This is a genomic window from Streptomyces sp. AC555_RSS877 (assembly GCF_019049245.1).
GTDB lineage: Bacteria > Actinomycetota > Actinomycetes > Streptomycetales > Streptomycetaceae > Streptomyces.
In genome coordinates, this window is the sequence record NZ_JAGMUK010000218.1 from 36,298 (window position 1) to 60,199 (window position 23,902).

25 protein-coding genes and 1 pseudogene are annotated in these 23,902 nt (G+C 71.4%); 21 read left to right on the forward strand and 5 right to left on the reverse strand.

From position 1 onward, the window contains the following. Nucleotides 1-52: 52 nt before the first annotated feature. The 7 genes from hemA (at nucleotide 53) to KUM49_RS50545 (ending at nucleotide 6,572) form a co-directional block, all read left to right on the forward strand. Complete coding sequence (gene hemA / locus KUM49_RS43935; protein ID WP_217242568.1) at nucleotides 53-1,303, forward strand: 5-aminolevulinate synthase; 1,251 nt, start codon at nucleotides 53-55, stop codon at nucleotides 1,301-1,303. Continuing rightward, entirely contained in the window at nucleotides 1,300-1,842 is a 543-nt protein-coding gene (locus KUM49_RS50540) for a GNAT family N-acetyltransferase (RefSeq protein ID WP_217242569.1), read from the forward strand. Before hemA ends, KUM49_RS50540 begins: the two co-directional genes overlap by 4 nt. Then, nucleotides 1,839-2,945 (forward strand): Gfo/Idh/MocA family oxidoreductase, encoded by a 1,107-nt coding sequence (locus tag KUM49_RS43945; protein ID WP_217242570.1) that lies wholly within the window; start codon nucleotides 1,839-1,841, stop codon nucleotides 2,943-2,945. The genes KUM49_RS50540 and KUM49_RS43945 overlap by 4 nt, the downstream gene beginning before the upstream one ends. Then, nucleotides 2,942-4,228 carry an MFS transporter gene (locus tag KUM49_RS43950; protein WP_217242571.1) on the forward strand — a complete coding sequence of 429 codons (1,287 nt, stop codon included), beginning with the start codon at nucleotides 2,942-2,944 and terminating at the stop codon, nucleotides 4,226-4,228. Before KUM49_RS43945 ends, KUM49_RS43950 begins: the two co-directional genes overlap by 4 nt. A gap of 15 nt (nucleotides 4,229-4,243) precedes the next feature. Then, nucleotides 4,244-5,134: a LysR family transcriptional regulator gene (locus tag KUM49_RS43955; protein WP_217242572.1), complete on the forward strand. Its 891-nt coding sequence runs from the start codon at nucleotides 4,244-4,246 to the stop codon at nucleotides 5,132-5,134. Nucleotides 5,135-5,331: 197 nt separating this feature from the next. Next, nucleotides 5,332-5,733 (forward strand): SseB family protein, encoded by a 402-nt coding sequence (locus KUM49_RS43960; protein WP_217242573.1) that lies wholly within the window; start codon nucleotides 5,332-5,334, stop codon nucleotides 5,731-5,733. Further along, entirely contained in the window at nucleotides 5,634-6,572 is a 939-nt protein-coding gene (locus tag KUM49_RS50545) for a LysR family transcriptional regulator (RefSeq protein ID WP_308407007.1), read from the forward strand. The genes KUM49_RS43960 and KUM49_RS50545 overlap by 100 nt, the downstream gene beginning before the upstream one ends. A gap of 63 nt (nucleotides 6,573-6,635) precedes the next feature. Here the strand turns inward: KUM49_RS50545 and KUM49_RS43970 are convergent, their stop codons facing one another. The 3 genes from KUM49_RS43970 to KUM49_RS43980 form a co-directional block, all read right to left on the reverse strand. Next, nucleotides 6,636-7,022, reverse strand: coding sequence for a MarR family winged helix-turn-helix transcriptional regulator (locus tag KUM49_RS43970; protein ID WP_217242574.1), 387 nt, complete (start codon nucleotides 7,020-7,022; stop codon nucleotides 6,636-6,638). A gap of 91 nt (nucleotides 7,023-7,113) precedes the next feature. Further along, nucleotides 7,114-7,458, reverse strand: a complete 345-nt coding sequence (locus KUM49_RS43975) for a VOC family protein (protein WP_217242575.1) — start codon at nucleotides 7,456-7,458, stop codon at nucleotides 7,114-7,116. A gap of 964 nt (nucleotides 7,459-8,422) precedes the next feature. Continuing rightward, entirely contained in the window at nucleotides 8,423-9,454 is a 1,032-nt protein-coding gene (locus KUM49_RS43980) for a LacI family DNA-binding transcriptional regulator (RefSeq protein ID WP_217242576.1), read from the reverse strand. Between the two features lie 263 nt (nucleotides 9,455-9,717). On the opposite strand from KUM49_RS43980, the gene KUM49_RS43985 reads away from it, so the two are divergent. After that, nucleotides 9,718-10,533 (forward strand): hypothetical protein, encoded by an 816-nt coding sequence (locus KUM49_RS43985; RefSeq protein WP_254402710.1) that lies wholly within the window; start codon nucleotides 9,718-9,720, stop codon nucleotides 10,531-10,533. Here KUM49_RS43985 and KUM49_RS43990 read toward each other — a convergent pair. Both KUM49_RS43990 and KUM49_RS43995 read right to left on the reverse strand, forming a co-directional pair. Continuing rightward, a complete protein-coding gene (locus KUM49_RS43990; protein WP_217242577.1) occupies nucleotides 10,512-10,877 on the reverse strand; it encodes a hypothetical protein in 366 nt (121 codons plus the stop codon). The genes KUM49_RS43985 and KUM49_RS43990 overlap by 22 nt on opposite strands. Beyond that, complete coding sequence (locus KUM49_RS43995) at nucleotides 10,853-11,140, reverse strand: hypothetical protein (protein WP_217242578.1); 288 nt, start codon at nucleotides 11,138-11,140, stop codon at nucleotides 10,853-10,855. Before KUM49_RS43995 ends, KUM49_RS43990 begins: the two co-directional genes overlap by 25 nt. Nucleotides 11,141-11,325: 185 nt before the next feature. Between KUM49_RS43995 and KUM49_RS44000 the strand changes: the two genes are divergently transcribed. From KUM49_RS44000 to KUM49_RS44055, 13 genes and pseudogenes are all read left to right on the forward strand, one after another. Then, a complete protein-coding gene (locus tag KUM49_RS44000) occupies nucleotides 11,326-13,347 on the forward strand; it encodes a beta-galactosidase (protein WP_217242579.1) in 2,022 nt (673 codons plus the stop codon). A 200-nt stretch (nucleotides 13,348-13,547) separates the two neighbouring features. Further along, a complete protein-coding gene (locus KUM49_RS44005; protein WP_217242580.1) occupies nucleotides 13,548-13,835 on the forward strand; it encodes a helix-turn-helix domain-containing protein in 288 nt (95 codons plus the stop codon). 67 nt (nucleotides 13,836-13,902) lie between these two features. Then, on the forward strand, nucleotides 13,903-14,865 hold the full coding sequence (locus KUM49_RS44010; protein WP_217242581.1) for an SMP-30/gluconolactonase/LRE family protein: 963 nt from the start codon (nucleotides 13,903-13,905) through the stop codon (nucleotides 14,863-14,865). 165 nt (nucleotides 14,866-15,030) lie between these two features. Further along, a complete protein-coding gene (gene crcB / locus KUM49_RS44015) occupies nucleotides 15,031-15,486 on the forward strand; it encodes a fluoride efflux transporter CrcB (RefSeq protein ID WP_217242582.1) in 456 nt (151 codons plus the stop codon). Then, a complete protein-coding gene (locus KUM49_RS44020) occupies nucleotides 15,483-15,872 on the forward strand; it encodes a DUF190 domain-containing protein (protein ID WP_217242583.1) in 390 nt (129 codons plus the stop codon). The genes crcB (KUM49_RS44015) and KUM49_RS44020 overlap by 4 nt, the downstream gene beginning before the upstream one ends. Beyond that, nucleotides 15,869-16,243 (forward strand): fluoride efflux transporter CrcB, encoded by a 375-nt coding sequence (gene crcB / locus KUM49_RS44025; RefSeq protein ID WP_217242779.1) that lies wholly within the window; start codon nucleotides 15,869-15,871, stop codon nucleotides 16,241-16,243. The genes KUM49_RS44020 and crcB (KUM49_RS44025) overlap by 4 nt, the downstream gene beginning before the upstream one ends. A gap of 126 nt (nucleotides 16,244-16,369) precedes the next feature. Beyond that, complete coding sequence (locus tag KUM49_RS44030) at nucleotides 16,370-17,206, forward strand: undecaprenyl-diphosphate phosphatase (protein ID WP_217242584.1); 837 nt, start codon at nucleotides 16,370-16,372, stop codon at nucleotides 17,204-17,206. A gap of 176 nt (nucleotides 17,207-17,382) precedes the next feature. Further along, nucleotides 17,383-18,060 (forward strand): FadR/GntR family transcriptional regulator, encoded by a 678-nt coding sequence (locus KUM49_RS44035; RefSeq protein WP_217242780.1) that lies wholly within the window; start codon nucleotides 17,383-17,385, stop codon nucleotides 18,058-18,060. After that, nucleotides 18,057-19,499 carry an amino acid permease gene (locus tag KUM49_RS44040; protein WP_217242585.1) on the forward strand — a complete coding sequence of 481 codons (1,443 nt, stop codon included), beginning with the start codon at nucleotides 18,057-18,059 and terminating at the stop codon, nucleotides 19,497-19,499. Before KUM49_RS44035 ends, KUM49_RS44040 begins: the two co-directional genes overlap by 4 nt. 32 nt (nucleotides 19,500-19,531) lie before the next feature. Next, complete coding sequence (locus tag KUM49_RS44045) at nucleotides 19,532-20,548, forward strand: asparaginase (RefSeq protein WP_217242781.1); 1,017 nt, start codon at nucleotides 19,532-19,534, stop codon at nucleotides 20,546-20,548. Nucleotides 20,549-20,727: 179 nt separating this feature from the next. After that, nucleotides 20,728-22,140 (forward strand): aspartate ammonia-lyase, encoded by a 1,413-nt coding sequence (gene aspA, locus KUM49_RS44050; protein ID WP_217242586.1) that lies wholly within the window; start codon nucleotides 20,728-20,730, stop codon nucleotides 22,138-22,140. Between the two features lie 19 nt (nucleotides 22,141-22,159). After that, nucleotides 22,160-22,333 (forward strand): annotated as a pseudogene (locus KUM49_RS49525) (N-acetylglucosaminyltransferase); the annotation flags it as partial. 583 nt (nucleotides 22,334-22,916) lie between these two features. Then, nucleotides 22,917-23,846, forward strand: coding sequence for a glutaminase (locus KUM49_RS44055; protein WP_217242587.1), 930 nt, complete (start codon nucleotides 22,917-22,919; stop codon nucleotides 23,844-23,846). Nucleotides 23,847-23,902: the final 56 nt, after the last annotated feature.

Genomic DNA, 23,902 nt, shown 5'->3' on the forward strand with positions numbered 1-23,902 from the left:
CGCCCTCGGGGGCGGACGAGGACAGAGAGCAGTACACCACCACATGTACCCCATGTACGAGGAATACCTGGCCGGCAAGCTGGAAGACCTCCGCGAGCGCGGCCAGTACCGGGAGTTCGTCGACATCAACCGGCGGGCGGGAGCCTATCCGGAGGCCGTGCACCGCGGCGCCGACGGTCGTCCGAGGCCGGTGACCGTCTGGTGCAGCAACGACTACCTCGGTATGTCGCAGCACCCGGACGTGCTCGCGGCGATGCACCGCGCGGTCGACGAGTACGGTGCCGGCTCGGGCGGCTCCCGCAACATCGGCGGCACGCACGCCCATTACGCGGCGCTGGAGTCCTCGCTCGCCGACTGGCACGGCAAGGAAGCCGCGTTGGTCTTCCCCACCGGCTACGGCTCGAACGACGCCACGCTCCAGTGCCTGCTGCGCGTCCTGCCGGACCCGGTCATCGTCTCCGACGAACTGAACCACGCCTCGATCATCAACGGCATCCGCAGCACCCGCGCGGACCGCGCGATCTTCCGCCACAACGACGTCGAGCACCTGGACCGGATCCTCGCCGAACAGCCCGCCGGCCGGCCGAAGATCGTCGCCTTCGAGTCCGTGTACTCCATGGACGGCGACATCGCCCCGATCCGCCAGATCGTCGAAGTCGCCGAGCGGCACGGGGCGTTGACCTACCTCGACGAGGTGCACGCGATCGGCATGTACGGCCCGCGCGGCGCCGGCATCGCGGCCGACCTGGGCGTCGCCGACCGCGTCGACATCATCCAGGGGACCATGGCGAAGGCCATCGGCGTGATCGGCGGCTACATCACCGGCTCGGCCACGCTGATCGACGCCGTGCGCAGCTTCGCCTCCGGCTTCATCTTCACCACCTCGCTGCCGCCCGCCGTCGTCGCCGCCTGCCACACCAGCGTGGAACACCTCAAGACCTCCGAGACCGAGCGCGAGGCCCTGCACCGCAAGACGGCACGGCTGCGCACGGCACTGCGAGCCGCCGACATCGAGATCATGCCGTGCAGCAGCACCCACGTCCTGCCCGTGCTCGTCGGCGACGCCGACCTGTGCAAGCGGTCCGCGCTGCGGCTGCTGGAGGAGTACGGCGTCTACCTCCAGCCCATCAACTCCCCGACCGTTCCGGTGGGAACCGAGCGCTTCCGCATCAACGTCACCCCGAACCACACCGACGAGGACATCACCCATCTCGTCCGCTCGCTCACCGAGGTCTTCACCGGCTTCCACGAGCTGACGGACCGTCGGGCAGCGGAGGCGGCGAGCGTGGGGCGGGCCGCGTGAGCGCCGCCGAAGCTCCCGCGCCGCCCGTCCGAGCCGCCGTACCGAAGGACATCGACGAACTGGTACGGCTGCGCGCCCTGCTGCTGGAGGACCCGGAATCCGCCGCGCCGTACGCCGTCGACTCCCCGGAGCAGAGCGCAGCCTGGCGGTCCCTGTACCGCGAGTGGCTGGCCGCCCGGCTCGAAGGAGCAACGCACGTGCGGGTGGCCGTCGTAACCGGCCTGGACCGGCTGAGCGCCTGTGCCACCGCCGTCGTCGACGAGCGCGCACCCTCGCCCGCCTGCCCGAGCGGCCGGGCCGGATGGATCCAGTCCGTGGTGACCGACCCCCGTGACCGCGGCCGGGGACTGGGGGCCGCCGTACTCGCCGATCTGACCGAGTGGCTGCACCGCCAGGGCGCGGACGAGATCGTCCTGCAGACCACGCACACGGCCGCCGAGTTCTACCACCGCTGCGGATTCAGGCCGACGGGCGAGGACCTGCTGTTCAAGCCGCTGCACACGCCCGCCCCTCCCGCCCGACAGAAGAGCCCCGCATGAATCAGCGACCCACCGACCCGCCCGACACGCTGCGCGTCCTCGTGGCCGGCATGGGATACGCCGGGTCACGCTTCCTGACCTGCCTGCGCAGCCTGTCCGGCGCCCCCGAACTCGGCGCCCGGCTGGAGATCGCGTACCACGCACGCCACCGCACCCGCGAGGACATCCCGTACTTCGCGTCCCTGCGCACGGCCCTGGACGAGTTCGCCCCCGACCTGGTCGTCGTCGCCGTCACGGACTCTGCGCACGCCGAAATCCTCACCGGCCTCTACGGCTACCAGGGCTTCGTACTCGCCGAGAAGCCCCTCACCTCCGGCCGCGACGACCTCGACGCCGTGGCGGACGCGCTGCGCGGGGCGTCCGGCTTCGCACTGGACCTGGTGGAGCGCTACTCGGAGACCACGACGGCTCTCCAGGAGTACGTACGCGATCACGACCTCAGCCTCGTGCGCGCCCACGCCACCTGGGGCAAGGACCGCATCAACGACCACCGGCCCACGGTCGGTGTGACCAGCGAGGTCATCCACTCCCTGGACCTGCTGCGTCAACTCGGCCCGGAGAGTGCGGAGTTGTTGGTCCAGGGCGCCGTGGGCGTCTGCTCCGACTTCTCGGTCTCGGGACCGGACGTCCTCGACAGCGTCGCCCTCACCGCCCGCCTTGGAGACGCCGTGGTCAGCACGTACAGCAGCTTCACCAACATCGTGCGACAGCGCACGGTCGACTGCGCCTTCCGCGCACCCGACGGCGGCCTCGTGTACGCCAGCACGGAGTACGACACCCCGGTCTGGGACGCCGACCACCTGCGCGTGTGGAAGCGGGAGAACGGCGCCGACGTCACCCTGTGCGAGGTCGACACCCGGGGCCGGGAGGCACCGGCCGGCCTGCGCGGTGTCGTCAAGCTCCGCCGCCTCACCGCGGACGCCCTGCGGTACGCCCATCGGCGCCAGGATCCCGCTGTGCCGTTCGCCGGGCTCGACGAGTCCCTGGACCTGCAGCGACTGCTCAACCGAATCGAAGCGACGGCCCGCGTCACCGGCCCCGCCCGCTACTTCCCGGGCGGGCGCGCGGTGATCGCCGAGGCGGACTGGGAGCGACTGGGATGACCACAGCACAGACCCCACAGACCCCTGGGACACAGGCTCCCGGCACCCCGGCGGCCCGCCCGCACAGCGGACGCTTCGTGCTCCTGCTCGCCCTCGGCGCCTTCGCCCTCGGCCTCGACGCGTACGTCATGGCCGGCCTGCTGCCGGACGTCGCGGGGGACCTGCACGTCACCGAGTCCTCCGCCGGGCAGATGGTGACCGTCTTCACCCTCTGCTACGCCCTGGCCGCACCCTTCTTCGCGACCGCCCTGGCCGGCCGTCCGGCCCGGGTCGTGCTCGGTGTGGCGCTGGCCGTGTTCACCCTCGGCAACGCGCTCACCGCCGTGGCCCCCGCGCTGCCCGTGCTGCTGATCTCCCGGGCGCTGGCGGGGATCGGCGCCGGCGTGTACTCACCGATGGCCGCCGCCACCGCCGCCGGGCTCGCCGGGCCGGAGCGGCGCGGGCGCAGCCTTGCGCTGGTCATGGGCGGCATGAGTATCGGCACGGTCGTCGGCGTGCCCATCGGTGTCCTGCTCGCCGAGCAGGTCGGCTGGCGCGGCACCCTGTGGCTGATCACCGGCCTCGGCGCCCTCGCCCTCGTCGGCATCGCCGTCCTCCTGCCGCGGAACGAGGCCGCCCCTCCGCCGCCGCTGCGCGAACGCGTCCGCATCCTCGCCGAGGGCCGGGTCGCGGGCATCGCGTGCGTGTCCCTGCTCGGCGGGATCGCCAGCCTCGGCCTGTACACCTACCTCGCCCCGGTCCTCGCCGACGCCGCGCACCTGCACCAGAACGTGTGGGCGCTGTGGGCGTGGGGGGCGGGCGGCGTCCTGGGCAGTCTCCTCGTCGGCCGGCTGGTGGACCGTACGGGAAAGCCGTTCGCCGTGGTCGGCTCCGTGCTGCTGCTGCTCACCCTGGCGCACCTGGCACTGCCGGCCGCTGCGCACGCCTCCTGGGCGCTGGTGGTGCCGCTGGTGGTGTGGGGGGCCGCCGGCTGGGCCCTCCAGGTGCCGCAGCAGCATCAGCTGATCGCCGCCCAGCCCCGTCACTCCGCGGTGGCGGTGTCGCTGAACAGCTCCGCCGTCTACCTCGGCAGCGCCATCGGTTCCGCCCTCGGTGGCATGGTCCTGGCCGCTGGACTGCGGCCCGCCTTCCTGCCGTACTGCACGGCGGCCCTGGCCGCCCTGGGCCTGCTGCTCCATCTCACGGTGGTACGGCGCTTCAGCCGACGCGGCGCCCCCGACGCCGACGAGACGGGTGTCACGAGCGCCGTTCCGGAGCCGTGTGCCAGTAAGGCGCGGGGGTGAACTAACCTGATCAATATGGACATCGGCATACACCACCTGCGGTGCTTTCTCACGCTGGCCGAGGAACAGCACTTCACTTGGGCCGCCGACCGGCTCGGTGTCTCCCAGCCCACGCTCAGCCGCCAGATCCGGCGCCTCGAAGAGGCGCTGGGCCGGTCCTTGCTGGACCGCAGCACCCGTCACCCGCAGCTCACCGCGGAGGGCCTGCGGCTCCAGGCCGAGCTCAAGGTGTTGCTGCCCCGGCTTGAGGCGGCGCTCAGACCGCCGGCCACCGACCGCCCGCTGCGGCTCGGCTACAGCTGGGGATTCCCGATGCGCCGGGGGCGCCGGGCCGTCGAGTTGATGGAGCAGGAGCACCAGGTACTGGTGGAGCTGGTGCGCCGGGACGACCGGACGGCGGGGCTCGCCGACGGCTCCGTGGACGCGGCGCTGGTGTGGGGTCGTGTCGAGGACCCGCGGTACACGGCCGTGGAGGTGCTGCGCGAGGAGCGGGTGGCGGCGATCTCCCGCCGCTCCACGCTCGCCGTGCGCGACTCGGTCAGCTGGCGTGACCTGGGCCGCCGTTGTCTGGTGCTGAACACGGTCAGCGGCACCCTCACCCCGGACGACTGGCCGACCGGGACCCGGCCCGAGATCGGCGCGGAGGCCGCCAACCTCGACGAGTACCTGCACGCCGTGGCCGCCCGCCGTGGCGTCGGCGCGTTGCCCGCCTCGGTCGCGGCCGGAAACCCGGACCCCGACGTCCGGTACCTCCCGGTCACCGGCGCCCCACCCGCCGTCCTCTCGTACGTGCGTCCGCGCACCAACCCGCATCCGCACGCCGCACACCTGGTGGCCGCGCTGACCGGGAGCACCGCCCGCCGCACCCCGAGCAAGGTGGGGACGGCGGCCTCCGGGGTCTCCTGATGCCGGGCAGGTATCACGTGCGCGAACGCCTGCCCGCCCCTGCCGTTCTGGGCCCCCTGACTCGCGAGCCGTCCCGTCATCCGTCGAGATCCGGATGAATGCTCCGGCCGCGGTCGGGTACGCGAGCAGGACCGCACTCGGGGCGATCTTGCCCCGCGCGGGCCGCACGACCGCCGCTATCAGGGGAATCATCAGTCATGGAAACACCTGCGTACGACAACACCGTCACACCGGCCCGGCGGGCGCTGGACGCGCTGGCCGAGAACACCGAGGACACGGCGGCACTGGCCACCCTCGCGAGCAGCGAGGTGCTGGTGCCGGTGCCCGACGACGCCGGTCAGGAGGATGCCGCTGATTCCAGCGTGGTGGCGCTGCCGGTCCTCGAGCAGCCGGACGGTGCCCCCGTGGTGCCCGTCTTCACCTCCGAACCGGAGATGGCCGAGCTCCTGCCGTACGTCTCCCGCTACCGTCTGGTCCCGCTGGGCGCACTCGCCGCACAGTGGCCGGCCGACGACCTGTCCCTGACCATCGACGCGAACTCCGCGCACCCGCTGACCCTCACGTCGGAGGGCGTCCGCACCCTGCTGGCGAGGCCGTAGGGGCGAGCGGATCGGGCCCGGCCACCGCTCAGCGGCAGGGGGATCGGCCGAGCGGCTTCCACCGCGCCGCCCGGACCCTGTCCCTGAGCCGGTCGGCGGTCAGCCGGCACGTCCGGAAACGGGAGAAGACCCTCGGCCTGCCCGTCGTGGAACGCGAGGGACGCGGCACGCGGTTCACCCCCGAGGGCCGCCGGCTGCTGGAACAGGCCCGCCGCATCCTCGCCGTGCACGACGAGGCCGTACGCACCCCGCTGAAATCCGACGGCGACACCGTCACCGTGGGCACCACCGAGCACGCCGCCGACCAGTTCCTGCCCCGGCTCACCGCCGCGGTCCAGGAGGTACGGCCCGGCTGCCGCGTCCGCTTCCGCATCGACCGTTCCGCCCGCCTCGTCGAGGCCGTGGAGCGGGGCAGCGTCGATGTGGCGGTGTACGTCACGGAGGCCGCCGCCACCGAGGGCACCCCCGTCGGCGGCCTCCCGCTCACCTGGCACGCCGTCCCCGGCTGGGAGCCGCCGCCCGCACCGGCCGCCGTCCCGCTGGTCGCCGTCGAGGACCCCTGCGCGATCCGCCGCCGGGCCATCTCCACCCTCGCCGCACAGGGCGTGCCCGCCACGGTCGTCGGCGACGCCGGCTACCTCGCGGGCGTCCTCGACATCGCCCCCACCGGCCAGGGCGTGGCCCTGCTCGCCGCCGTGGGCCCCGCCCCGGACGGCCTGACTCCGTACGGGGGTCTCCCCGCGGTCACCCCGATACCGATGAGCGCGCTGGCCCGCCCCGGGGCGGATCCGGCCACGGTCGAGGCCGCCTTCCCCGCGGTACGGGACCTGCTGCGCTGACGCGGAGATGCGGACCGGAGCGGTCCGGACCGGTCGGTCCGGACACCGGACATGGGGCCGGCGTCAGGCCAGCGTCCGGGCCAGCACCTCGCGCTGCAGCGGCAGCACCTCGGCGTGCAGGTCGCGGCCCTTGCGGGTCAGGGCGACCCACACGCCCCGCCGGTCCTCCATGCAGACCGAGCGCTCCACCAGTCCGTCCTTCGCCAGGCGTCCGATGAGGCGGGACAGCGCGCTCTGGCTGAGATGCACCCGCCCGGCGAGGTTCTGCACCCGGCACTGGTCGCCTTCCTCGGGCGCCTCGGAGGCGAGCACGTCGAGGACCTCGAAGTCGCTCGCGCCCAGCCCGTGCGGGTGCAGCACGCGGTCGATCTCGCACATCGTGCGCGCGTGCACCGACAGGATGTCCCGCCACTGATCTTCGAGCCGGGGACCGGCCGCGTTCACTGCCATACACCAATGTTAATGCGTGTGCATCGACATCGGACGAAGAGAACGGCTCGGGCGTGCTCGGGCCGTTCCGGATCCGGAAGGGGCAGGCGGCTCAGGCGTCCTGGACGAGCCCGACGAGGTTCCCGTCCGCGTCCTTCACCGAGGCGATCATCCTGCCGCCGCCGACCTCCTGAACGTCCTGGAGCAGTTCGGCGCCCGCGTCGAGCAGCGCGGCGAGCCGGCCCCGGATGTCGGCGACGTGCCAGTAGGGGACGGGGCCGGTCATGCCCTTGGCGTGTCCGTTCGGGTCCAGGCCGACGTCCTGGCCGGCGTCCTTGAAGCCGACGTAGTAGGGCTCGTCCGCGTACGGCTCGACCTCCAGCAGGGCGCTGAACAGGGCCTTCGCCCGGGCGATGTCCTTGACGGGGTAGACGATCGTGTTGAGACCGGCGGTCATGGCGGGCTCCTCGGTGCTGCGCGGACCGACGGATTTCGTCGGTGGTCCCACGCTAGGCCGGGCGGCGGGGGAGCGGCTTCTCCGATCCTGACCGTTTGCCGCGAGCCTGTCGGGCCACCGCCCGCCGGGAGCGGAGACACGCGGGCAGATCCCCGTGATCACAGACGTGCGCGCACTCCGGCCCGGTCGAGCGAGGCCGCACCGCGGCGATACGGGCGCGCAGGGCGTCGGCCTCCCGCCGCAGCAGCACGTCACCCGGCGCCGTCGGTGCCACTCGCAGTCGTGGTGCGGATCGCGTCCAGCGACACGCCCGCTCCTCGCTGCGCGGCACGACGGCCACCGCACGCACACGCGATCATCGGCGCGCCGTAGGGGCGAAGCCCTGCCGGTCCCGTGCCCGGGTGATCAGCCCCACCGACTCCCCGTACCGCAGCACGTGAGGGACCGGCCCGAAGTGCTCCGCGACGCCGGCCCGGTCACGGTGGCTCCCCGCGCCGCACGCGCCCACTGCTGACGTGCTCTCCGCGGTGGTTTCGGCGACCTGCGCGTCGAGCTGGGACGACGGTTCTCACCGGCCCGGACGCCCTGCCGCTGCTGTGCAGTCTCGCCAAGGCGGTGTGTGCCGCCGGGCGGTGAGCCGGGAGCGGACCGAGGGCGGGATCGCCGAGCAGCGGCAGGGCGTGGAGGGAGTCCGGCTGTTCGTGCCGGTGTCAACGTTTCCTGGCCTCGGCCACGAGTCCGCTCTGCTGCCCCGGGTCGGTTCGCGAGTCCGCCCCCGAGACCCTCGAGTTGGTTCACGAGTCCGGCCGGATGCCTCGGCTGGTTCACGAGTCCGGCCGGATGCCTCGGCTGGTTCACGAGTCCGGCCGGATGCCTCGGCTGGTTCACGAGTCGGCCGGATGCCTCGGCTGGTTCACGAGTCCGGCCGGATGCCTCGGCTGGTTCACGACTCCAACCCGATGCCTCAGGCCGACTCCCGCTTCACGAGTTCCGTCGGCAGAATCACCGCCGCCGCGTCCTCGCCGCCGATCTGCGCCAGCAGCACCCGGACCATCTCGGCGCTGATGCGGTCCCAGGGCTGCCGGATCGTCGTCAGTTCGGGCCGGGAGGCCAGGGCGGCCGGCGAGTCGTCGAAGCCGCCCACCGCCACGTCGTCCGGCACCCGCCGCCCCGCCCGCTCCAGCGCCGTCAGGACGCCCTGCGCCATCAGGTCGGAGGCGACGAAGACGGCGTCCACGTCCGGGGCCTGCGCGAGCAGCCGCTCGCCGCCGGCCTCGCCGCTGGCCCGGCTGTAGTCGCCGGAGACGACGAGCCGTTCGTCGATGGCGACGCCTGCCTCGGTGAGCACTTCCCGGTATCCGGCGAGGCGCTCGACACCGCCCGGCGTGTCCAGCGGGCCGGTGACCACGCCGATGCGGCGACGGCCCAGGGACAGCAGGTGGCGCACCATGTCCCGGGCACCGTCCCGGTCGTCGGCCGCCACGTAGCTCACCCGGGAACCGAGCCCGATCGGCTTGCCGCAGGCCACCAGCGGGACGCCCGCCGCACGCAGCTCCTCGGCGATCGGGTCCCCGGAGTGGCTGGAGACCAGCAGTACCCCGTCGACGTGCCCGGCGGTGATGTAGCGCGTGATGCGCCGCCGCTCGTCCTCGGTGCCGGCCAGCATCAGCAGCAGCGGGATGTCATGGGCGGCCAGCGCCTGGGTGCAGCCGCGCAACAGGACGTTGAAGTTGGGGTCCTCGAAGAACCGCTCCTGCGGCTCGCTCAGCAGGAACCCCACCGAGTCGGAACGCCCGGTGATCAGCGAACGCGCGTGCCGGTTGACGACGTACCCGGTCTTGCGGATTGCGGCGTTGACCGCCTCCTGGGCGGCGGGGCTGACGTAGTGCCCGCCGTTGAGCACGCGTGAGACGGTGCCGCGTGAGACCCCAGCCTCCCGTGCCACGTCGTGGATCGTCGGCGCTCTCCGCCGGGCCCCCGCATTGTTCATGGTCACGACTCTAAGGCCCCGGCGGTCCGATGACGGCCGCCCTGTCGGCGGGATGACCGCGGGGGAGGACCACTGGATGCCCATGTTCGCCCTGAGGGGCATGGCCCGCCTCTGGGGGCCCCGCCGCCTGCGACTACGCCTGTTGACCCGCACACACTCTCAGCTTGTTTTTTAAGGTCGGACCGGGCAGTGGCGACATGCGGCAGCGGGTCACCGACCGCCCGAGCAAATCCGATGGCACCGACAGCCTTCCGACGACAAACTGCCCGGTGAACACCCTGCCACCGCCGACCGACCCGCTCCTCCTGCCGGTACGAGACCCGCGCGCCCGCGACCTCGTTCTCGACTATGCGGACATGCACGCTCTGGTTGCCGACCTGGTTCTGCCCGGCGATGCGTCGATACACGTCATGAGCGCGATGGAAACCTCCCGCGAGCTCATCCGGCACTCCTCCTACCGGTACGAGTTCGCCACCGTCGCCGTCACGCATTCCCTGTTCGCCCTGGAGCACGTCCTTGCCGAGCGTCTGGCCACGAACGAACCCCTCCACGAGCTGATCGAGCGGGCCGCCGACGCAGGGCTCATCACGGCCGGACTCGCCGCCGAACTCGACCGCAGCCGACTGCTCCGTGACAAACTCACGCAGGGCGCCGAGTCAAGTGCCGCCCTCCGCCCGATCCGGGCCGTCACAATGGTGCGTGCAGTCCTCGATGCCGTCTCCCTGCTCCTTCGCCCACCGTCCGCGGCAGGGACGGCAGCGCCCGACGTGGGCGGAGCACAGCCCGAAGACGGACTCGCCCGGCTGTGGGAGGACCACCTGCGCGCACTGTTCCCCCACGGCTTCCGCGGCGTGGACTTCGACGGCGTAGATCTGGTCCTCCTGGACGCCGACGTCGCCGGCCTCGTGCAGAGAGAGCTGAACGGCGGACTCGCGGACAGTGGCATCGCTTACCTCTGGGGCTGCATCACCGACCTCGACAAGATCGTGCCCCTGATCAACGAGGAGTACTGCGCCTCCTACTTCACGAAACTTCGGACGCTGGCTCAGGTCGCAGCAGCGCCCTATATCCCCACCGCGACCTGACCACCGGGTGAGACCTGGGGCCTCCCACGACCCTCGACCTTGATGACCTCCAGGTCGTAGAGGGCAGCCCGTCTCGCCGGGTCGTCGAGGCGGCCGACGCCGGTCACCCGGTACTGAGTGCCGGGCGGGAGGATGTTCTCCGCCTCGTCGTCGGACTCGCCGACGGATGTGACGTCGAGCGTCTGGGCGCCCGGTGGCTCCTTGATGCGGAAGAACGTGCCGTCTTTCTTGCCGCGGCCCGGGTGGCGTCCTTTCGCTGGTGCTGGAGGAGACGACTCCCTGGTCGTGAATCCGTGGTCGTGGAAGACGTCGCCCTCGCTCAGGTCCATGACGTGGTTGCGCATCCCCGGTACAGGGTCTTCTCGCTGGTGGTGGGCTCCTGGGCGTCGATGAGGTCGCTGAGGACCGACACCTGCCGCCGTACGTCTTCCCTGGTGACGTCGGCCGGGAACGCGCCGAAGCGCAGGTGCCGGTTCATGTCGTCGTAGGCGGCGAGCGTGTACGCGTGGAGGACTTCGCAGTGTCCCTCGGCCGAGTAGCGGGGTTGCTGCCCATGAGCCCGCCGTTGGGGTGCCGGGTGGGGCCGCCGCCTGCCTCGTCTCCGCACGCTGAGCGAAAGTGAAAGCCGACAATTCCCTTGGCTTCTCCCGTGGCGCCGAGCTGACTGTGATCGTGCACAGCATGCTTCGCTTCCAAACCCTTGGCAAGCCTCACCCTTGTACGGTTATCTTGGCCCGCAAGCTACTGGCGCTGTGTGTGCACGTTCCCAACCACCAGAAACGGGAGAGACCCATGCCGGAGACCACCCCCAGGGGCCTCACCAGGCTCGCCTTCGGCGGGGACTACAACCCGGAGCAGTGGCCCGAGAGCGTGTGGGAGGAGGACGTACGGCTGATGCGGGAGGCCGGCGTCACCATGGTGAGCGTCGGGATCTTCTCCTGGGCGCTGCTGGAGCCCGCACCCGGAACATACGACTTCGGCTGGCTGGACCGGCTCCTGGACCTGCTGCACGACAACGGCATACGCGTCGACCTCGGCACGCCCACCGTGGTGCCCCCGGCCTGGTTCTACGGCGCCCACCCCGACGCGCTGCCCCTGACGGCTGACGGCGTACGCCTCGCGTTCGGCTCACGGGGCGCGATCTGCCACAGCAACGCCGACTACCGCGCGGCCGCCGCGAACATCACCACCCGGCTGGCCGAGCGTTACGCCGGGCACCCGGCCCTGGCCATGTGGCACGTGCACAACGAGTACGGCGTCCCGGTCTCCGCCTGCTACTGCGACTCCTGCGCCGCCCACTTCCGCCGCTGGCTGGCCACGACGTACGGGACCGTCGACGCCGTCAACGAGGCCTGGGGCACCGCCTTCTGGGGACAGCGCTACGCCGGCCTCGACCAGATCAACCCGCCGCGCACGGCGCCCACGGTCGGCAATCCGGGCCAGGCGCTGGACTACAAGCGGTTCGCGGACGCCACCATGCGCGAGAACTTCCGCACGGAGCGGGACATCCTGCACCGCCTCTCGCCCGGCATCCCGGTCACCACCAACTTCATGACCGCGTTCAGCCAGTGCGACTCCGTCGACTACTGGGCCTGGGGCCGCGAGGTCGACCTGGTCACCAACGACCACTACCTGATCACCGACGGCCGCCGCACGCACGTCAACCTCGCGATGGCCGCCGACCTGACCCGCTCGGTCGCGGGCGGCGCCCCGTGGCTGCTGCTCGAGCACTCCACCTCGGGCATCAACTGGCAGCCCCGCAATCCCGCGAAGGCCCCCGGCCAGATGGCCCGCAACTCCCTCGCGCACGTGGCGCGCGGCTCCGAGGGCGCCATGTTCTTCCAGTGGCGCCAGTCGCGGCGCGGCGCCGAGAAGTTCCACTCGGCGATGGTCCCGCACGGCGGCACGGAGACCCGTGTGTGGCGCGAAGTGGTCGAACTGGGCGCGTCCCTCGACTCGTTGAGCACCGTCCGGGGCACCCGCGCCGTCGCCGACGTGGCGGTCCTGTGGGACTGGCACTCCTGGTGGGCGCAGAACCTCCAGTGGCGCCCCAGCGAGGACCACGACCCGCGCGAGCGCGCCGACGCCTTCTACGAGGCCCTCTACGACCGCCACCTCACCGTCGACTTCGCGCACCCGGAAGCCGACTTGTCGGCCTATCCCCTTGTCGTCGTCCCCGCGCTGTACCTGATGACGGAGGCGGCAGGCCGCAACGTCAAGGAGTACGTCGAGAACGGCGGCACCCTCGTGGTCTCCTACTTCTCCGGCATCGTCGACGAGCACGACGCCGTGCACGAGGGCGCCTACCCGGGGGCGCTGCGGGACGTACTCGGCCTGACCGTCGAGGAGTTCTCGCCGCTGCTGAAGGACCAGTTGGTGCGCATCACCGGCCCCGACGGCTCCGAGCTCACCGCGGACGTGTGGACCGAGTTCGTGGTGCCGCGCGGCGCCGAGACCGTGTGGACGTACACCGACGGCCTGGCCGCCGGCCACCCGGCCGTCACCCGGCACCGCCTCGGCGAGGGCACCGCCTGGTACGTCTCCACGCGCCTGGCCGCCGAGGGCCTGGACGCCCTGCTGGGCTGGGCCGTCGAGGACGCCGACATCGGCACCCGTGCCGACCTGCCCCGCGACGTCGAGGTGGTACGCCGGACCGGCGAGTCGGGCACCTATCTGTTCGCGATCAACCACACCGCCACGGACGTCAAGGTGCCGCTGGACGTCGACGGCACGGAGCTGCTGACCGGTGAACGGGCCGCGGGCCGCCTCGGCGTCCCGGCGGGGGCCGTCCGCGTCGTCCGGCTCGACGGCTGAACCGACTCCCCTCCGCCCGTGCGAGCGCACGGGCGGAGGGGAGGGGCCTCGCACCCCGCCAGGCACAGCCCTGTGCCGAACGACCTTTTCTCGCAGGGGAGTTCGGTACCGGACAACGTCGCGGAGTCCCGTGCGCGGTGGCATCGGCTGCGCCACAGTGGGAAGACGCTGTACGAGGAGCCCGGACGGAGGGAAACGCGATGCTGAGGACTCCCACCGGCGCGAGGCGTCTTGTCATCCTGGAATGGCTGAAGGACCCGGCCGCGCACTTCCCGCCGCAGCCGTACGGCGATCCCGTGACGGACGGGGTGACCGCCGACGCCGTCGCCGGGAAACTCGGGGTCCGCCGGGCCGTCGCCGAGACCCATCTCGACCTGCTCGCGGACATCGGCCTGCTGCGCACCAGGCGGATCCGGCGCCGCACCCACTACCGGCGCGACGAGATGCGGATCGCCGAGGTGGCGCGCATGTTCGAAAAGGGCTGGTAGGCGACCGGCCCGCGGGGGTACCCGCCTGCGAGGAGGACGTGCCCCCGGCAGCGAAGGGCAGGCGCGCATGAACCGTCCCACGGCTCTGCTTCCCCGCCACTACGTGGCGATCGGCGGCCGCGGCCCCGAGGACGTGGTGGCCGACGACCGCGGCCGCGTGCTGACCGGCGTCCAGGACGGCCGGATCCTGCGCCTGAGCGGCCTGACCGACCCCGCCACGACCCGCGTCGAGGTGCTCACCAGGACCGGAGGCAGGCCGCTCGGCCTCCACCTCCTGCCCGACGACGCCCTGTTGGTGTGCGACGCCGAACGCGGACTGCTGGGCGTGGACCTCACCGACGGCACGGTACGGGTCCTCGCCGCCTCGATGGCGGGGGAGCGGCTGCGCTTCTGCAGCAACGTGGTCGCCCTCTCCGACGGAACCGTGTACTTCACCGTCTCCAGCCGCCGCTACCCGCTCGAGGAGTGGATCGGCGACCTGGTCGAGCGCACCGGCACAGGCCGGCTCCTGCGCCTGGTCCCGGGCACCGACGAGCCCGAAGTCCTGCTGGAGGGCCTGCAGTTCGCCAACGGCCTCGCACCGAGCACCGACGAGACCTTCCTGGTCGTCGCGGAGACGGGCGCCTACCGGCTGACCCGGTACTGGCTCACCGGACCGAAGGCGGGCCGCGCCGAACCCTTCGTCGAGAACCTGCCGGGCATGCCCGACAACCTCTGGCGCGGTGCACCGGACGGCCCGATCTGGGTCCCGCTGGCCGGCCCTCGCGTGCCGCCCCTCGACCTGCTGCACCGCGGCACCCCCGACGTCCGCCGCACCGCCGCCCGCATCGCCGTGCGCGCCCCGTTCCGCCCCTCCGGCACGATCGGCATCCTCGCGGTCGACGACCACGGCGAGATCGTCCACCACCTCAGCCGCCGCCGCTCCGGCTTCCGCATGGTCACCAGCGTCTGCGAGACCGACGGCCACCTGATCCTGGGCAGCCTGTGGGAACCCGGCATCGCGGTCTGCGAGGCGCCGCACCCGAAGTGACCCCGACCCGGACCGGGGTTAACCTGTTGACCAGCCGCGATCACCACGCGGCGCGGCGGTGGGGCCCGCCGTACCCGAACCGCGGCCCGGATGCCGCCAACGGTCCCTACTTGCGATGGAGCGTGCCCGCACGCCAGGGCCCCGGCGAGTAGGAGTCGTACGACCATGACAGCCCAGGAGACCGACAGCCTTCGTGTCCCCGCCCCGCGACAGCCCGTCTGGCGTGGCCAGGCACCGGTCGTCGCGGTGGTCGCGCTCGGCGGTGCCCTCGGCGCCACCGCCCGGTACGCGGCCGCTGTGTGGTGGCCCGCCCAGCCGGGCGGATTCCCCTGGGCGACCTTCTGGACCAACGTCGCCGGCTGTGCCGTCATCGGCGTGTTCATGGTGGTCATCACCGACGTGTGGGCCGCTCACCGGCTCGTCCGCCCCTTCTTCGGCACCGGCGTCCTCGGCGGCTTCACCACCTTCTCGACGTACGCGGTCGACATCCAGAAGCTGATCGACTCCGGCCATCCCCGCACGGGGCTGGCCTATCTCTTCGCGACCCTGGTCGCGGCGCTCACGGCGGTGTGGCTCACGGTCGCGGCCACCCGCCGTGTGCTGAAGTGGAGGCGGCCATGACGAGGCTGACCGGCAGCGCCCTGCGGGTGACCGTCTTCGTCGGCGAGCACGACACCTGGCACCACAAGCCCCTCTACAGCGAGATCGTGCACCGCGCCCACGGGGCCGGCCTCGCGGGCGCCAGCGTCTTCCGCGGCATCGAGGGCTTCGGCGCCTCCTCCCTGATCCACACCTCCCGGCTGCTGTCCCTGAACGAGGACCTGCCGGTGGCCGTCGTGATAGTGGACGACGAGGAGCGGGTACGGGCGTTCCTGCCGCAGCTCGACGAACTCGTCACCGAGGGTCTGGTGATCCTCGACGACTGCGAGGTCATCAGGTACGTCGGCCAGGAGGACGAAAAGGATGAAAAGGGCGATCCGGGCGCGAAGGGTAAGAGGTGGTTGTGAACTGGCTGCTGGTCGTCGCGGGTGCCATGGTCGGCGCCCCGCTGCGCTATCTCACCGACCGGGCGGTGCAGTCCCGGCACGACTCGGTCTTCCCCTGGGGCACCTTCGCGGTGAACCTCACCGGCTGTCTGATCCTCGGCCTGCTGGCCGGCGCGGCGGCCTCGGGAGCCGCCGGTTCCCACCTCCAACTGCTTCTGGGGACCGGCCTGTGCGGGGCGCTGACGACGTACTCGACGTTCTCCTACGAGACGCTCCGGCTGGCCGAGACGGGGGCGGAGTTCTACGCCGCCGTCAACGTGATCGGGAGTGTGGCGGCAGGTCTGGGGGCCGCCTTCGCGGGCGTGGCGGTGGCTCAGGCGGTGTGGGCGTAGGCGCTCGGCTGCCGGTCCGGTGCGGTTCGTCCGGCGTCCGCGTCCGGCCCGGCTCTCGTGTGCGTGTAGTAAGACGGAGCCCCCCTGAGAAGAGCCACACCCGCCTCCTGAGCAGAACTGGATCCCATGAGCGTCATCAGTGTCGGTCAGGCCGTCGTCCTCGGAGCCGTCGAGGGGGTGACCGAGTTCCTGCCCGTCTCCTCCACGGGCCATCTGAAGATCGTCGAGGGGCTGATGGGCATCCCGGTCGACGACGACTCCGTCGTCGGGTTCTCGGCCGTGATCCAGGTCGGGGCGATCGCCGCCGTGCTGGTGTACTTCTTCAAGGACATCGTGCGGATCGTCTCGGCGTGGGGCCGCGGGCTGGTGAACAAGGAGGAGCGTCACCACCACGACCACAAGTTCGCCTGGTGGGTGATCTGCGCGACCATCCCGATCGTGGCCGTCGGCCTGGCCGCCAAGCCGCTCATCGAAGGACCGCTCGCCTCGCTGTGGGTGGTGGCGGGCTCGCTGATCGTCGGCAGCGGGGTGATGTGGGCGGCGGACCAGATGGGCCGGCACAAACGCGGGGAGGACGACACCTCGTTCAAGGACGCCATGCTGGTGGGCAGTTCACAGATCCTCGCCCTGCTCTTCCCGGGCTTCTCGCGCTCCGGCGCCACCATGTCCACGGCGCTGATCCTGGATCTGGACCGGGTGGCGGCGACGCGGCTGTCGTTCTTCCTCGGCATCCCCGCCCTGACCGGAGCCGGGCTGTACGAACTCAAGGACGCCCTCGGGGCCGGCGTGGGCGCGGCGCCGCTCGCGGTCGGTACCGTCGTCTCCTTCGGTGTGGCCTACGCGTCCATCGCCTGGCTGCTGCGGTTCGTCGCCAAGCACTCCTTCAACGCCTTCGTGGTCTACCGGCTCATCGTGGGAGTGCTGCTGTTCGGGCTGCTGGCCACGGGCGGGCTGAGCGGCTGACCGACGGTGGCCTAGGCGGTCGCCCGCACGGGGTGTGAAGACACTTTCAGGCTTCACGCCCCGTGAATTCACCGTTTCAGACACCTTGACAGGGGCCTCACGACCCCCGGAGTATCACTCCCGTGAACCTGTCAGACAGCCAGACAGCCAGTCAGGGCCCGCGGCGCGTCAGTGCCATGGAAGCGGTGCTCGGGCATCTGCGAAGTGCCATCGAGCGCGGCGAGTACGCGATCGGCGACAAGCTCCCCTCCGAGGCGGAGCTGTGCCGCACCCTCGAGGTCTCCCGCCCCGTGCTGCGCGAGGCCCTCAGGGCCCTGCAGACCATGGGGCTGACCGTCTCCAAGACCGGCAAGGGCACCTTCGTGGTCGCGAGCGCCGTCGAGGACCCCACCTTCGGCGACTACGCGGCCAGCGACCTGCTGGAGGTGCGCCGCCACGTCGAGATCCCGGTCGCCGGGTACGCGGCCCGGCGCCGCACCGCGGAGAACCTCGACCACCTGGTCCACCTCCTGGACCGGATGGAGCGGGAGACCGACACCACCGCGTGGGTCGCGATGGACACGCTGTTCCACCTCGGCGTGGCCGAGGCCGCCCAGAACCCGGTCTTCCGCCGGGTCATCGAGGAGATCCGCGACGCACTGGCCCGCCAGTCGGCGTTCCTCAACGAACTGGGCGGCCGGCGCGAGCAGTCCAACCGCGAGCACCGGGCGATCGTCGAGGCGCTGATGGACGGTTCCGAGACCGACGCGGTGGAGGCGATGGCCCACCACCTCGACCGCGTCGAGACCACCCTCACCGACATCGTGCGCCCCACGCGCACGGACATCCCCACGGAAGGCGGACCCGAGGCGTGAGCGAGCAACACCTCAAAGAGGCGACCCGCGAACAGACCGCGCACGTCGACGCCGGAGACGCCGGCTACAGCAAGTCCCTGAAGTCCCGCCATGTCAACATGATCGCCATCGGCGGCGCCATAGGCACCGGCCTCTTCCTCGGTGCCGGCGGCCGCCTCGCCGAGGCCGGGCCCTCCCTCTTCGTCGCCTACGCGGTCTGCGGCCTCTTCGCCTTCCTGGTCGTCCGCGCGCTCGGCGAACTCGTCCTGTACCGGCCCTCGTCGGGTGCCTTCGTGTCGTACGCCCGCGAGTTCCTCGGCGAGAAGGGCGCCTACGTCGCGGGCTGGATGTACTTCCTCAACTGGGCCACCACCGGCATCGCCGACATCACCGCCGTGGCCGTCTACACCCACTACTGGGGCATGTTCTCCGACATCCCGCAGTGGGTGATCGCGCTCATCGCGCTCGCGGTCGTCCTCACTGTGAACCTCATATCCGTGAAGATGTTCGGCGAACTGGAGTTCTGGTTCGCGATCATCAAGGTCGGCGCGCTCGTCGCCTTCATGCTCATCGGCATCTTCCTGCTGGTCACCCAGCACCCGGTCGACGGGCACAATCCGGGCCCGTCCCTGATCACCGACAACGGCGGCGTCTTTCCACACGGCCTGCTGCCCATGCTGCTGATCATCCAGGGCGTCGTCTTCGCCTACGCCTCCGTCGAGCTGGTCGGGGTCGCGGCGGGTGAAACCGAGAACCCCGAGAAGATCATGCCGAAGGCGATCAACTCGATCATGTGGCGTGTCGGTCTGTTCTACGTCGGCTCGGTGGTCCTGCTGTCCATGCTGCTCCCGTGGAACAAGTACACGTCCGGCGAGAGCCCCTTCGTGACGGTGCTGTCCAACATCGGCGTCCCGGCGGCCGGCGGCGTGATGAACCTCGTCGTCCTCACCGCGGCCATGTCCTCGCTCAACTCCGGCCTGTACTCCACGGGCCGCATCCTGCGCTCCATGGCGATGTCCGGCTCCGCCCCGAAGTTCACGGGCGTGATGAGCCGCAGCCAGGTGCCCTACGGCGGCATCCTGCTCACCAGCGGCATCTGCGTCCTCGGCGTCGGCCTCAACTTCGTCGTCCCCGCCGACGCGTTCGAGATCGTGCTCAACTTCGCCGCGATCGGCATCCTCTCCACCTGGGGCATGATCATGGTCTGCCACCTGGTGTTCTGGCAGAAGACGCAGAAGGGCGAACTGTCCCGCCCCTCCTACCGGTTGCCGGGATCCCCCTGGACCGAGCTCGTGACGCTGGCCTTCCTCGCCTCCGTCCTGGTCCTCATGTACGCCGACGGCGGCGCCGGCCGCACCACGGTGCTGTGCCTCCCGCTGATCGGCGGGGCGCTGGTCGTCGGATGGTTCGCCATCCGCCGCAACACCGCGCGCAAGTCCACCACCGGAGCCGACGCGTGATCCACGCGCCGGCCGACCCCACCCAGGCAGTGATGCACAACAGTTCCGTCGCGGACGCACCCCTGATCCGTGAGCCCCTTCACGCTCCCGTCGCCCACCTCATACGCGGCGGGGTCGTGGAGGGCATCCACTACGGCTCCGTCGTCGTCCTCGACGCCGGCGGCCAGGTCCACTTCCAACTGGGCGACATCGAGGCCGCCTTCTACCCCCGCTCGGCCCTCAAGCCGGTCCAGGCCGTCGCCATGGTCCGGGCGGGACTCCCGCTCGACGGCGAACTGCTCTCGCTCGCCGCGGCCAGCCACTCCGGCGAGGAACACCACCTCGCCGGTACCCGGCGGATCCTGGAGCTCGCCGGACTCACCGAGGACCACCTGCGCAACGTCACCGACCTGCCCTTCGACCCGGTCGTCCGGGACGACTGGATCCGGGACGGCAGGATGCCCTCCCGGATCGCCCAGAACTGCTCCGGCAAGCACGCGGCCATGCTGTACCTCTGCAGGCTCAACGGCTGGACCCTGGACGACTACACCGACCCCGGGCACCCGCTCCAGCAGGCCATCGCCGAGATCGTCGAGGACCTCACCGGGCAGCGCATCGCCCAGGTGACCGTCGACGGCTGCGGAGCGCCCCTGTTCTCCGTCTCGCTGCACGGCCTCGCCCGGGCCACCGCCCGCATCACCACCGCCGCACCCGGCACGCCGGAGGCGCGGGTGGCCGACGCGATGCGCGAGCACGCCGAGATGGCGTCCGGCTCCGGCCGGGACGTCGCCGCGCAGATGCGGGCCGTGCCGGGGCTGCTGGCCAAGGACGGGTTCGAGGGCGTGCACGTCGCTGCGCTGGCTGATGGCAGAGCGGTTGCCGTGAAGATCGCGGACGGGGCGAACCGGGCACGGATCCCGGTGGCCGCGGCCGCCCTCGCGCGGGCGGGCGTCGACCCGGAGCTGCTCAGCGAGTTCGCGGGCGAGCCGCTGCTCGGCGGCGGCGAACCGGTCGGCTGCGTACGACCGGTGCGGGCGCTCGATCCGGTCACTTTGTCGGCCTGCGCCTGACGGCAGCAGGGCGGCTGAGCGACGTCGGGGTGCTGTGTTCTGCCGGCTGCGGGTTCGCCGTGGCCGGTCGCGCAGTTCCCCGCGCCCCTGGATGTTCTGGCCGCCGCAGTCGAATCGCTCGGCCTCCTCCACTTCCACCCGCTTCCTCACCCTCGCCCTCAGAAAGAGGCCGCACTCTCATGACCACCGCCACCCGTACCGAGCACGATCTGCTCGGCGACCGCGACGTCCCCGCCGACGCGTACTGGGGCGTCCACACCCTGCGCGCCACCGAGAACTTCCCCATCACCGGCACCCGGATCTCCGCCTACCCGCACCTGATCGACGCGCTCGCCGCGGTCAAGGAGGCCGCCGCCCTCGCCAACGAGGAGCTCGGCCTGCTGGAGCCGAGGAAGGCCGCCGCGATCGTCGAGGCCTGCCGGGAGATCCGCGAGGGCAAGCTGCACGACCAGTTCGTCGTCGACGTCATCCAGGGCGGCGCCGGCACCTCGACGAACATGAACGCCAACGAGGTCGTCGCCAACCGGGCGCTGGAACTGCTCGGACACGCCAGGGGCGAGTACCGGCACCTGCACCCCAACGAGGACGTCAACCTCGGTCAGTCGACCAATGACGTCTACCCGACCGCCGTCAAGGTCGCGACGGTCTTCGCGGTCCGTGGACTGCTCACGGCGATGTCCGTACTGCAGGACGCCTTCGCCCGCAAGGCCGTCGAGTTCCGCGAGGTCCTCAAGATGGGCCGTACACAGTTGCAGGACGCGGTGCCGATGACGCTCGGCCAGGAGTTCTCCGCCTACGCCGTCATGATTGACGAGGACCGCCACCGTCTTGCCGAGGCCGTCGAGCTGATCCATGAGATCAACCTGGGTGCCACGGCGATCGGCACCGGGCTCAACGCCCCCTCCGGATACGCCGAGTCGGCCCGTCGCCACCTCTCCGAGATCACCGGACTGCCGCTGGTCACGGCCGCGAACCTGGTCGAGGCCACCCAGGACTGCGGCGCGTTCGTGCAGATGTCCGGCGTGCTCAAGCGGGTCGCCGTCAAGCTCTCCAAGAGCTGCAACGACCTGCGCCTGCTGTCCTCCGGGCCGCGCGCGGGCCTCGGCGAGATCAACCTGCCACCGGTGCAGGCCGGTTCGTCCATCATGCCCGGCAAGGTCAACCCGGTGATCCCCGAGGTCGTCAACCAGGTCGCCTTCGAGGTGATCGGCAACGACGTCACCATCACCATGGCCGCCGAGGCCGGACAGCTCCAGCTCAACGCCTTCGAGCCGATCATCCTGCACTCCCTGTCGGAGTCCATCACCCACCTGCGCGCCGCCTGCCTCACCCTCGCCGAACGCTGCGTGGATGGCATCACGGCCAACACCGAGGCGTTGCGCGCGAGCGTGGAGAACTCCATCGGCCTGGTCACCGCCCTCAACCCGCACATCGGCTACACCGCGGCCACCGACATCGCCAAGGAGGCCCTTGCGACCGGCCGGGGGGTGGCCGAGCTCGTGCTGGAGAAGGGCCTGCTGCCGGCCGAGCGCCTGGCGGACCTCCTTCGGCCGGAGGTGCTAGCCGGCAGCGGCACGGCGCGGGCGGTCTGACGTACGGCATCCGCGTGCCCTGGACTGGTGCGAGGCCAACGCCGTGCGTGTGTCCTGCCGCCGCGGTGCCGCGTCCTGCCATCGCGAAGCCTGGCCCCGTCGCACCCGGTGCAAGGAGGGCAACCTCGCACACTTCTACGACCACTGGGGCTACAGCGACCACGACGTGGTCGCCCAGCTCGACGTCGACCACGACGCTCAACCCGCCGGGGAAGCGTGCGCCTGCCTCCAGCCGCAGCCGGTCGCCCGGCTTGAACCGCAAGGCATCGGCACGCCGGAGCGTGCGCCAGGCGGTCTTCGGCGTCCGGCCGTCGTCGCTGTCGTCTCCCCGAGGACTGAGATAGAACGTTCGTCCGTCCTTCGGGTTCTCCAGCAGGGGCACGTACGGGGTGGGCATGCCGCACCCGGCCAGTAGCACCGCCGTCGCGCACAGGCCGCCTGCGGTACTTCGCCGCAGCAGACCGGCGAACCACCCGGTGCTCTTCCTGTCGGCCTGCCGCTGCAAGCCGGTGGCTCCGTCGCCTTCGTTCCGCTGGCGCAACATCGCTCCTGTCTGCTCGATGGCCGCGCGGACCCCGATTCGTGGGGGCCGCAGGCTTTCACCCTGACGTGAGAGCCCGGGATCGGCGGGCCAGCACCCGCGGTGCGGACCAAGACATTCCTGATTGGCCTCTTGCCGTACCGCCACGGCTGCCGCACACGAGACCGGCCCGCGTCCCCACGGCCGGCGCGGGTCCCACGGCGACCCGGGGACACTCCAAGGACAGGCGTGCGGCATGATGACGCTCATGTCCCCGCAGTTCCAACCGGTCCTGGAGCGCATCGCCGCCGAGATCGAACGGACCCCCGTCCGCGGCCGGCCCGCCGACTACATCCCGGCGCTCGCGGCCTGCGACCCGCGCAGTTTCGGCATGGCCGTGGCCGAACTGGACGGCACGGTGTACGGGGTGGGCGACTGGCGGGAGCCGTTCTCCACACAGTCCATCACCAAGGTCTTCACCCTCGCCCTCGACCTGGCCCGCGAGGGCGACCAACTCTGGGAGCACGTCGGCCGCGAGCCCTCCGGCAACCCCTTCAACTCCCTGATCCAGCTGGAGTACGAGAACGGCATCCCCCGCAACCCGTTCATCAACGCGGGCGCGCTGGTGGTCACCGACCGCCTCCACACCCGTACCGGCGACGCGTCCTGCGAACTGCTCGCCTTCCTCCGCTCGGAGTCCGGCAACCCCGCCCTGGACTTCGACAAGGAGGTCGCCGCCTCCGAGTCCGCGCACGGCGACCGCAACGCCGCCCTGGCCCACTTCATGGCGTCGTACGGCAACATCGGCAACCCGGTCCCGGTCCTGCTCGACCAGTACTTCCGGCAGTGCTCCCTCAGGGCCTCCTGTGCGGACCTCGCCCTGGCCACCACGTTCCTGGCCCGGCACGGCGTGCGCGCCGACGGCACGCGGCTGCTCACCCAGAGCCAGGCCAAGCAGGTCAACGCGGTGCTGCTGACCTGCGGGACGTACGACGCGGCGGGTGACTTCGCCTACCGGGTGGGCCTGCCCGGCAAGAGCGGGGTGGGCGGTGGCATCATCGCGGTGGTTCCGGGGCGTTGCACGCTGTGCGTGTGGAGCCCGGGGCTGGACGAGCGAGGCAACTCGGTGGCCGGGGTCGCGGCCCTGGACCGCTTCACGACCCTGACGGGCGTGTCGGTCTTCTGACCGGCGAGCGGTCCCGGAACCGGTCCGGCAACGTCTCCTCACATGCCGGTCACACA

Excerpts from the sequence above, each read along its gene's own strand:
- hemA (WP_217242568.1), top strand. The coding sequence starts at position 53 with ATGTACGAGGAATACCTGGCCGGCAAGCTGGAAGACCTCCGCGAGCGC.
- KUM49_RS44045 (WP_217242781.1), top strand. The coding sequence starts at position 19,532 with ATGCACAACAGTTCCGTCGCGGACGCACCCCTGATCCGTGAGCCCCTT.
- KUM49_RS43975 (WP_217242575.1), bottom strand. The coding sequence starts at position 7,458 with ATGACCGCCGGTCTCAACACGATCGTCTACCCCGTCAAGGACATCGCC.
- KUM49_RS44035 (WP_217242780.1), top strand. The coding sequence starts at position 17,383 with ATGGAAGCGGTGCTCGGGCATCTGCGAAGTGCCATCGAGCGCGGCGAG.
- KUM49_RS44005 (WP_217242580.1), top strand. The coding sequence starts at position 13,548 with ATGCTGAGGACTCCCACCGGCGCGAGGCGTCTTGTCATCCTGGAATGG.
- KUM49_RS43970 (WP_217242574.1), bottom strand. The coding sequence starts at position 7,022 with ATGGCAGTGAACGCGGCCGGTCCCCGGCTCGAAGATCAGTGGCGGGAC.
- KUM49_RS43950 (WP_217242571.1), top strand. The coding sequence starts at position 2,942 with ATGACCACAGCACAGACCCCACAGACCCCTGGGACACAGGCTCCCGGC.
- KUM49_RS44010 (WP_217242581.1), top strand. The coding sequence starts at position 13,903 with ATGAACCGTCCCACGGCTCTGCTTCCCCGCCACTACGTGGCGATCGGC.
- aspA (WP_217242586.1), top strand. The coding sequence starts at position 20,728 with ATGACCACCGCCACCCGTACCGAGCACGATCTGCTCGGCGACCGCGAC.
- crcB (WP_217242582.1), top strand. The coding sequence starts at position 15,031 with ATGACAGCCCAGGAGACCGACAGCCTTCGTGTCCCCGCCCCGCGACAG.
- KUM49_RS44020 (WP_217242583.1), top strand. The coding sequence starts at position 15,483 with ATGACGAGGCTGACCGGCAGCGCCCTGCGGGTGACCGTCTTCGTCGGC.
- KUM49_RS43960 (WP_217242573.1), top strand. The coding sequence starts at position 5,332 with ATGGAAACACCTGCGTACGACAACACCGTCACACCGGCCCGGCGGGCG.
- KUM49_RS43955 (WP_217242572.1), top strand. The coding sequence starts at position 4,244 with ATGGACATCGGCATACACCACCTGCGGTGCTTTCTCACGCTGGCCGAG.
- KUM49_RS44000 (WP_217242579.1), top strand. The coding sequence starts at position 11,326 with ATGCCGGAGACCACCCCCAGGGGCCTCACCAGGCTCGCCTTCGGCGGG.
- KUM49_RS43945 (WP_217242570.1), top strand. The coding sequence starts at position 1,839 with ATGAATCAGCGACCCACCGACCCGCCCGACACGCTGCGCGTCCTCGTG.
- KUM49_RS43990 (WP_217242577.1), bottom strand. The coding sequence starts at position 10,877 with ATGCGCAACCACGTCATGGACCTGAGCGAGGGCGACGTCTTCCACGAC.
- KUM49_RS44055 (WP_217242587.1), top strand. The coding sequence starts at position 22,917 with ATGATGACGCTCATGTCCCCGCAGTTCCAACCGGTCCTGGAGCGCATC.
- KUM49_RS44030 (WP_217242584.1), top strand. The coding sequence starts at position 16,370 with ATGAGCGTCATCAGTGTCGGTCAGGCCGTCGTCCTCGGAGCCGTCGAG.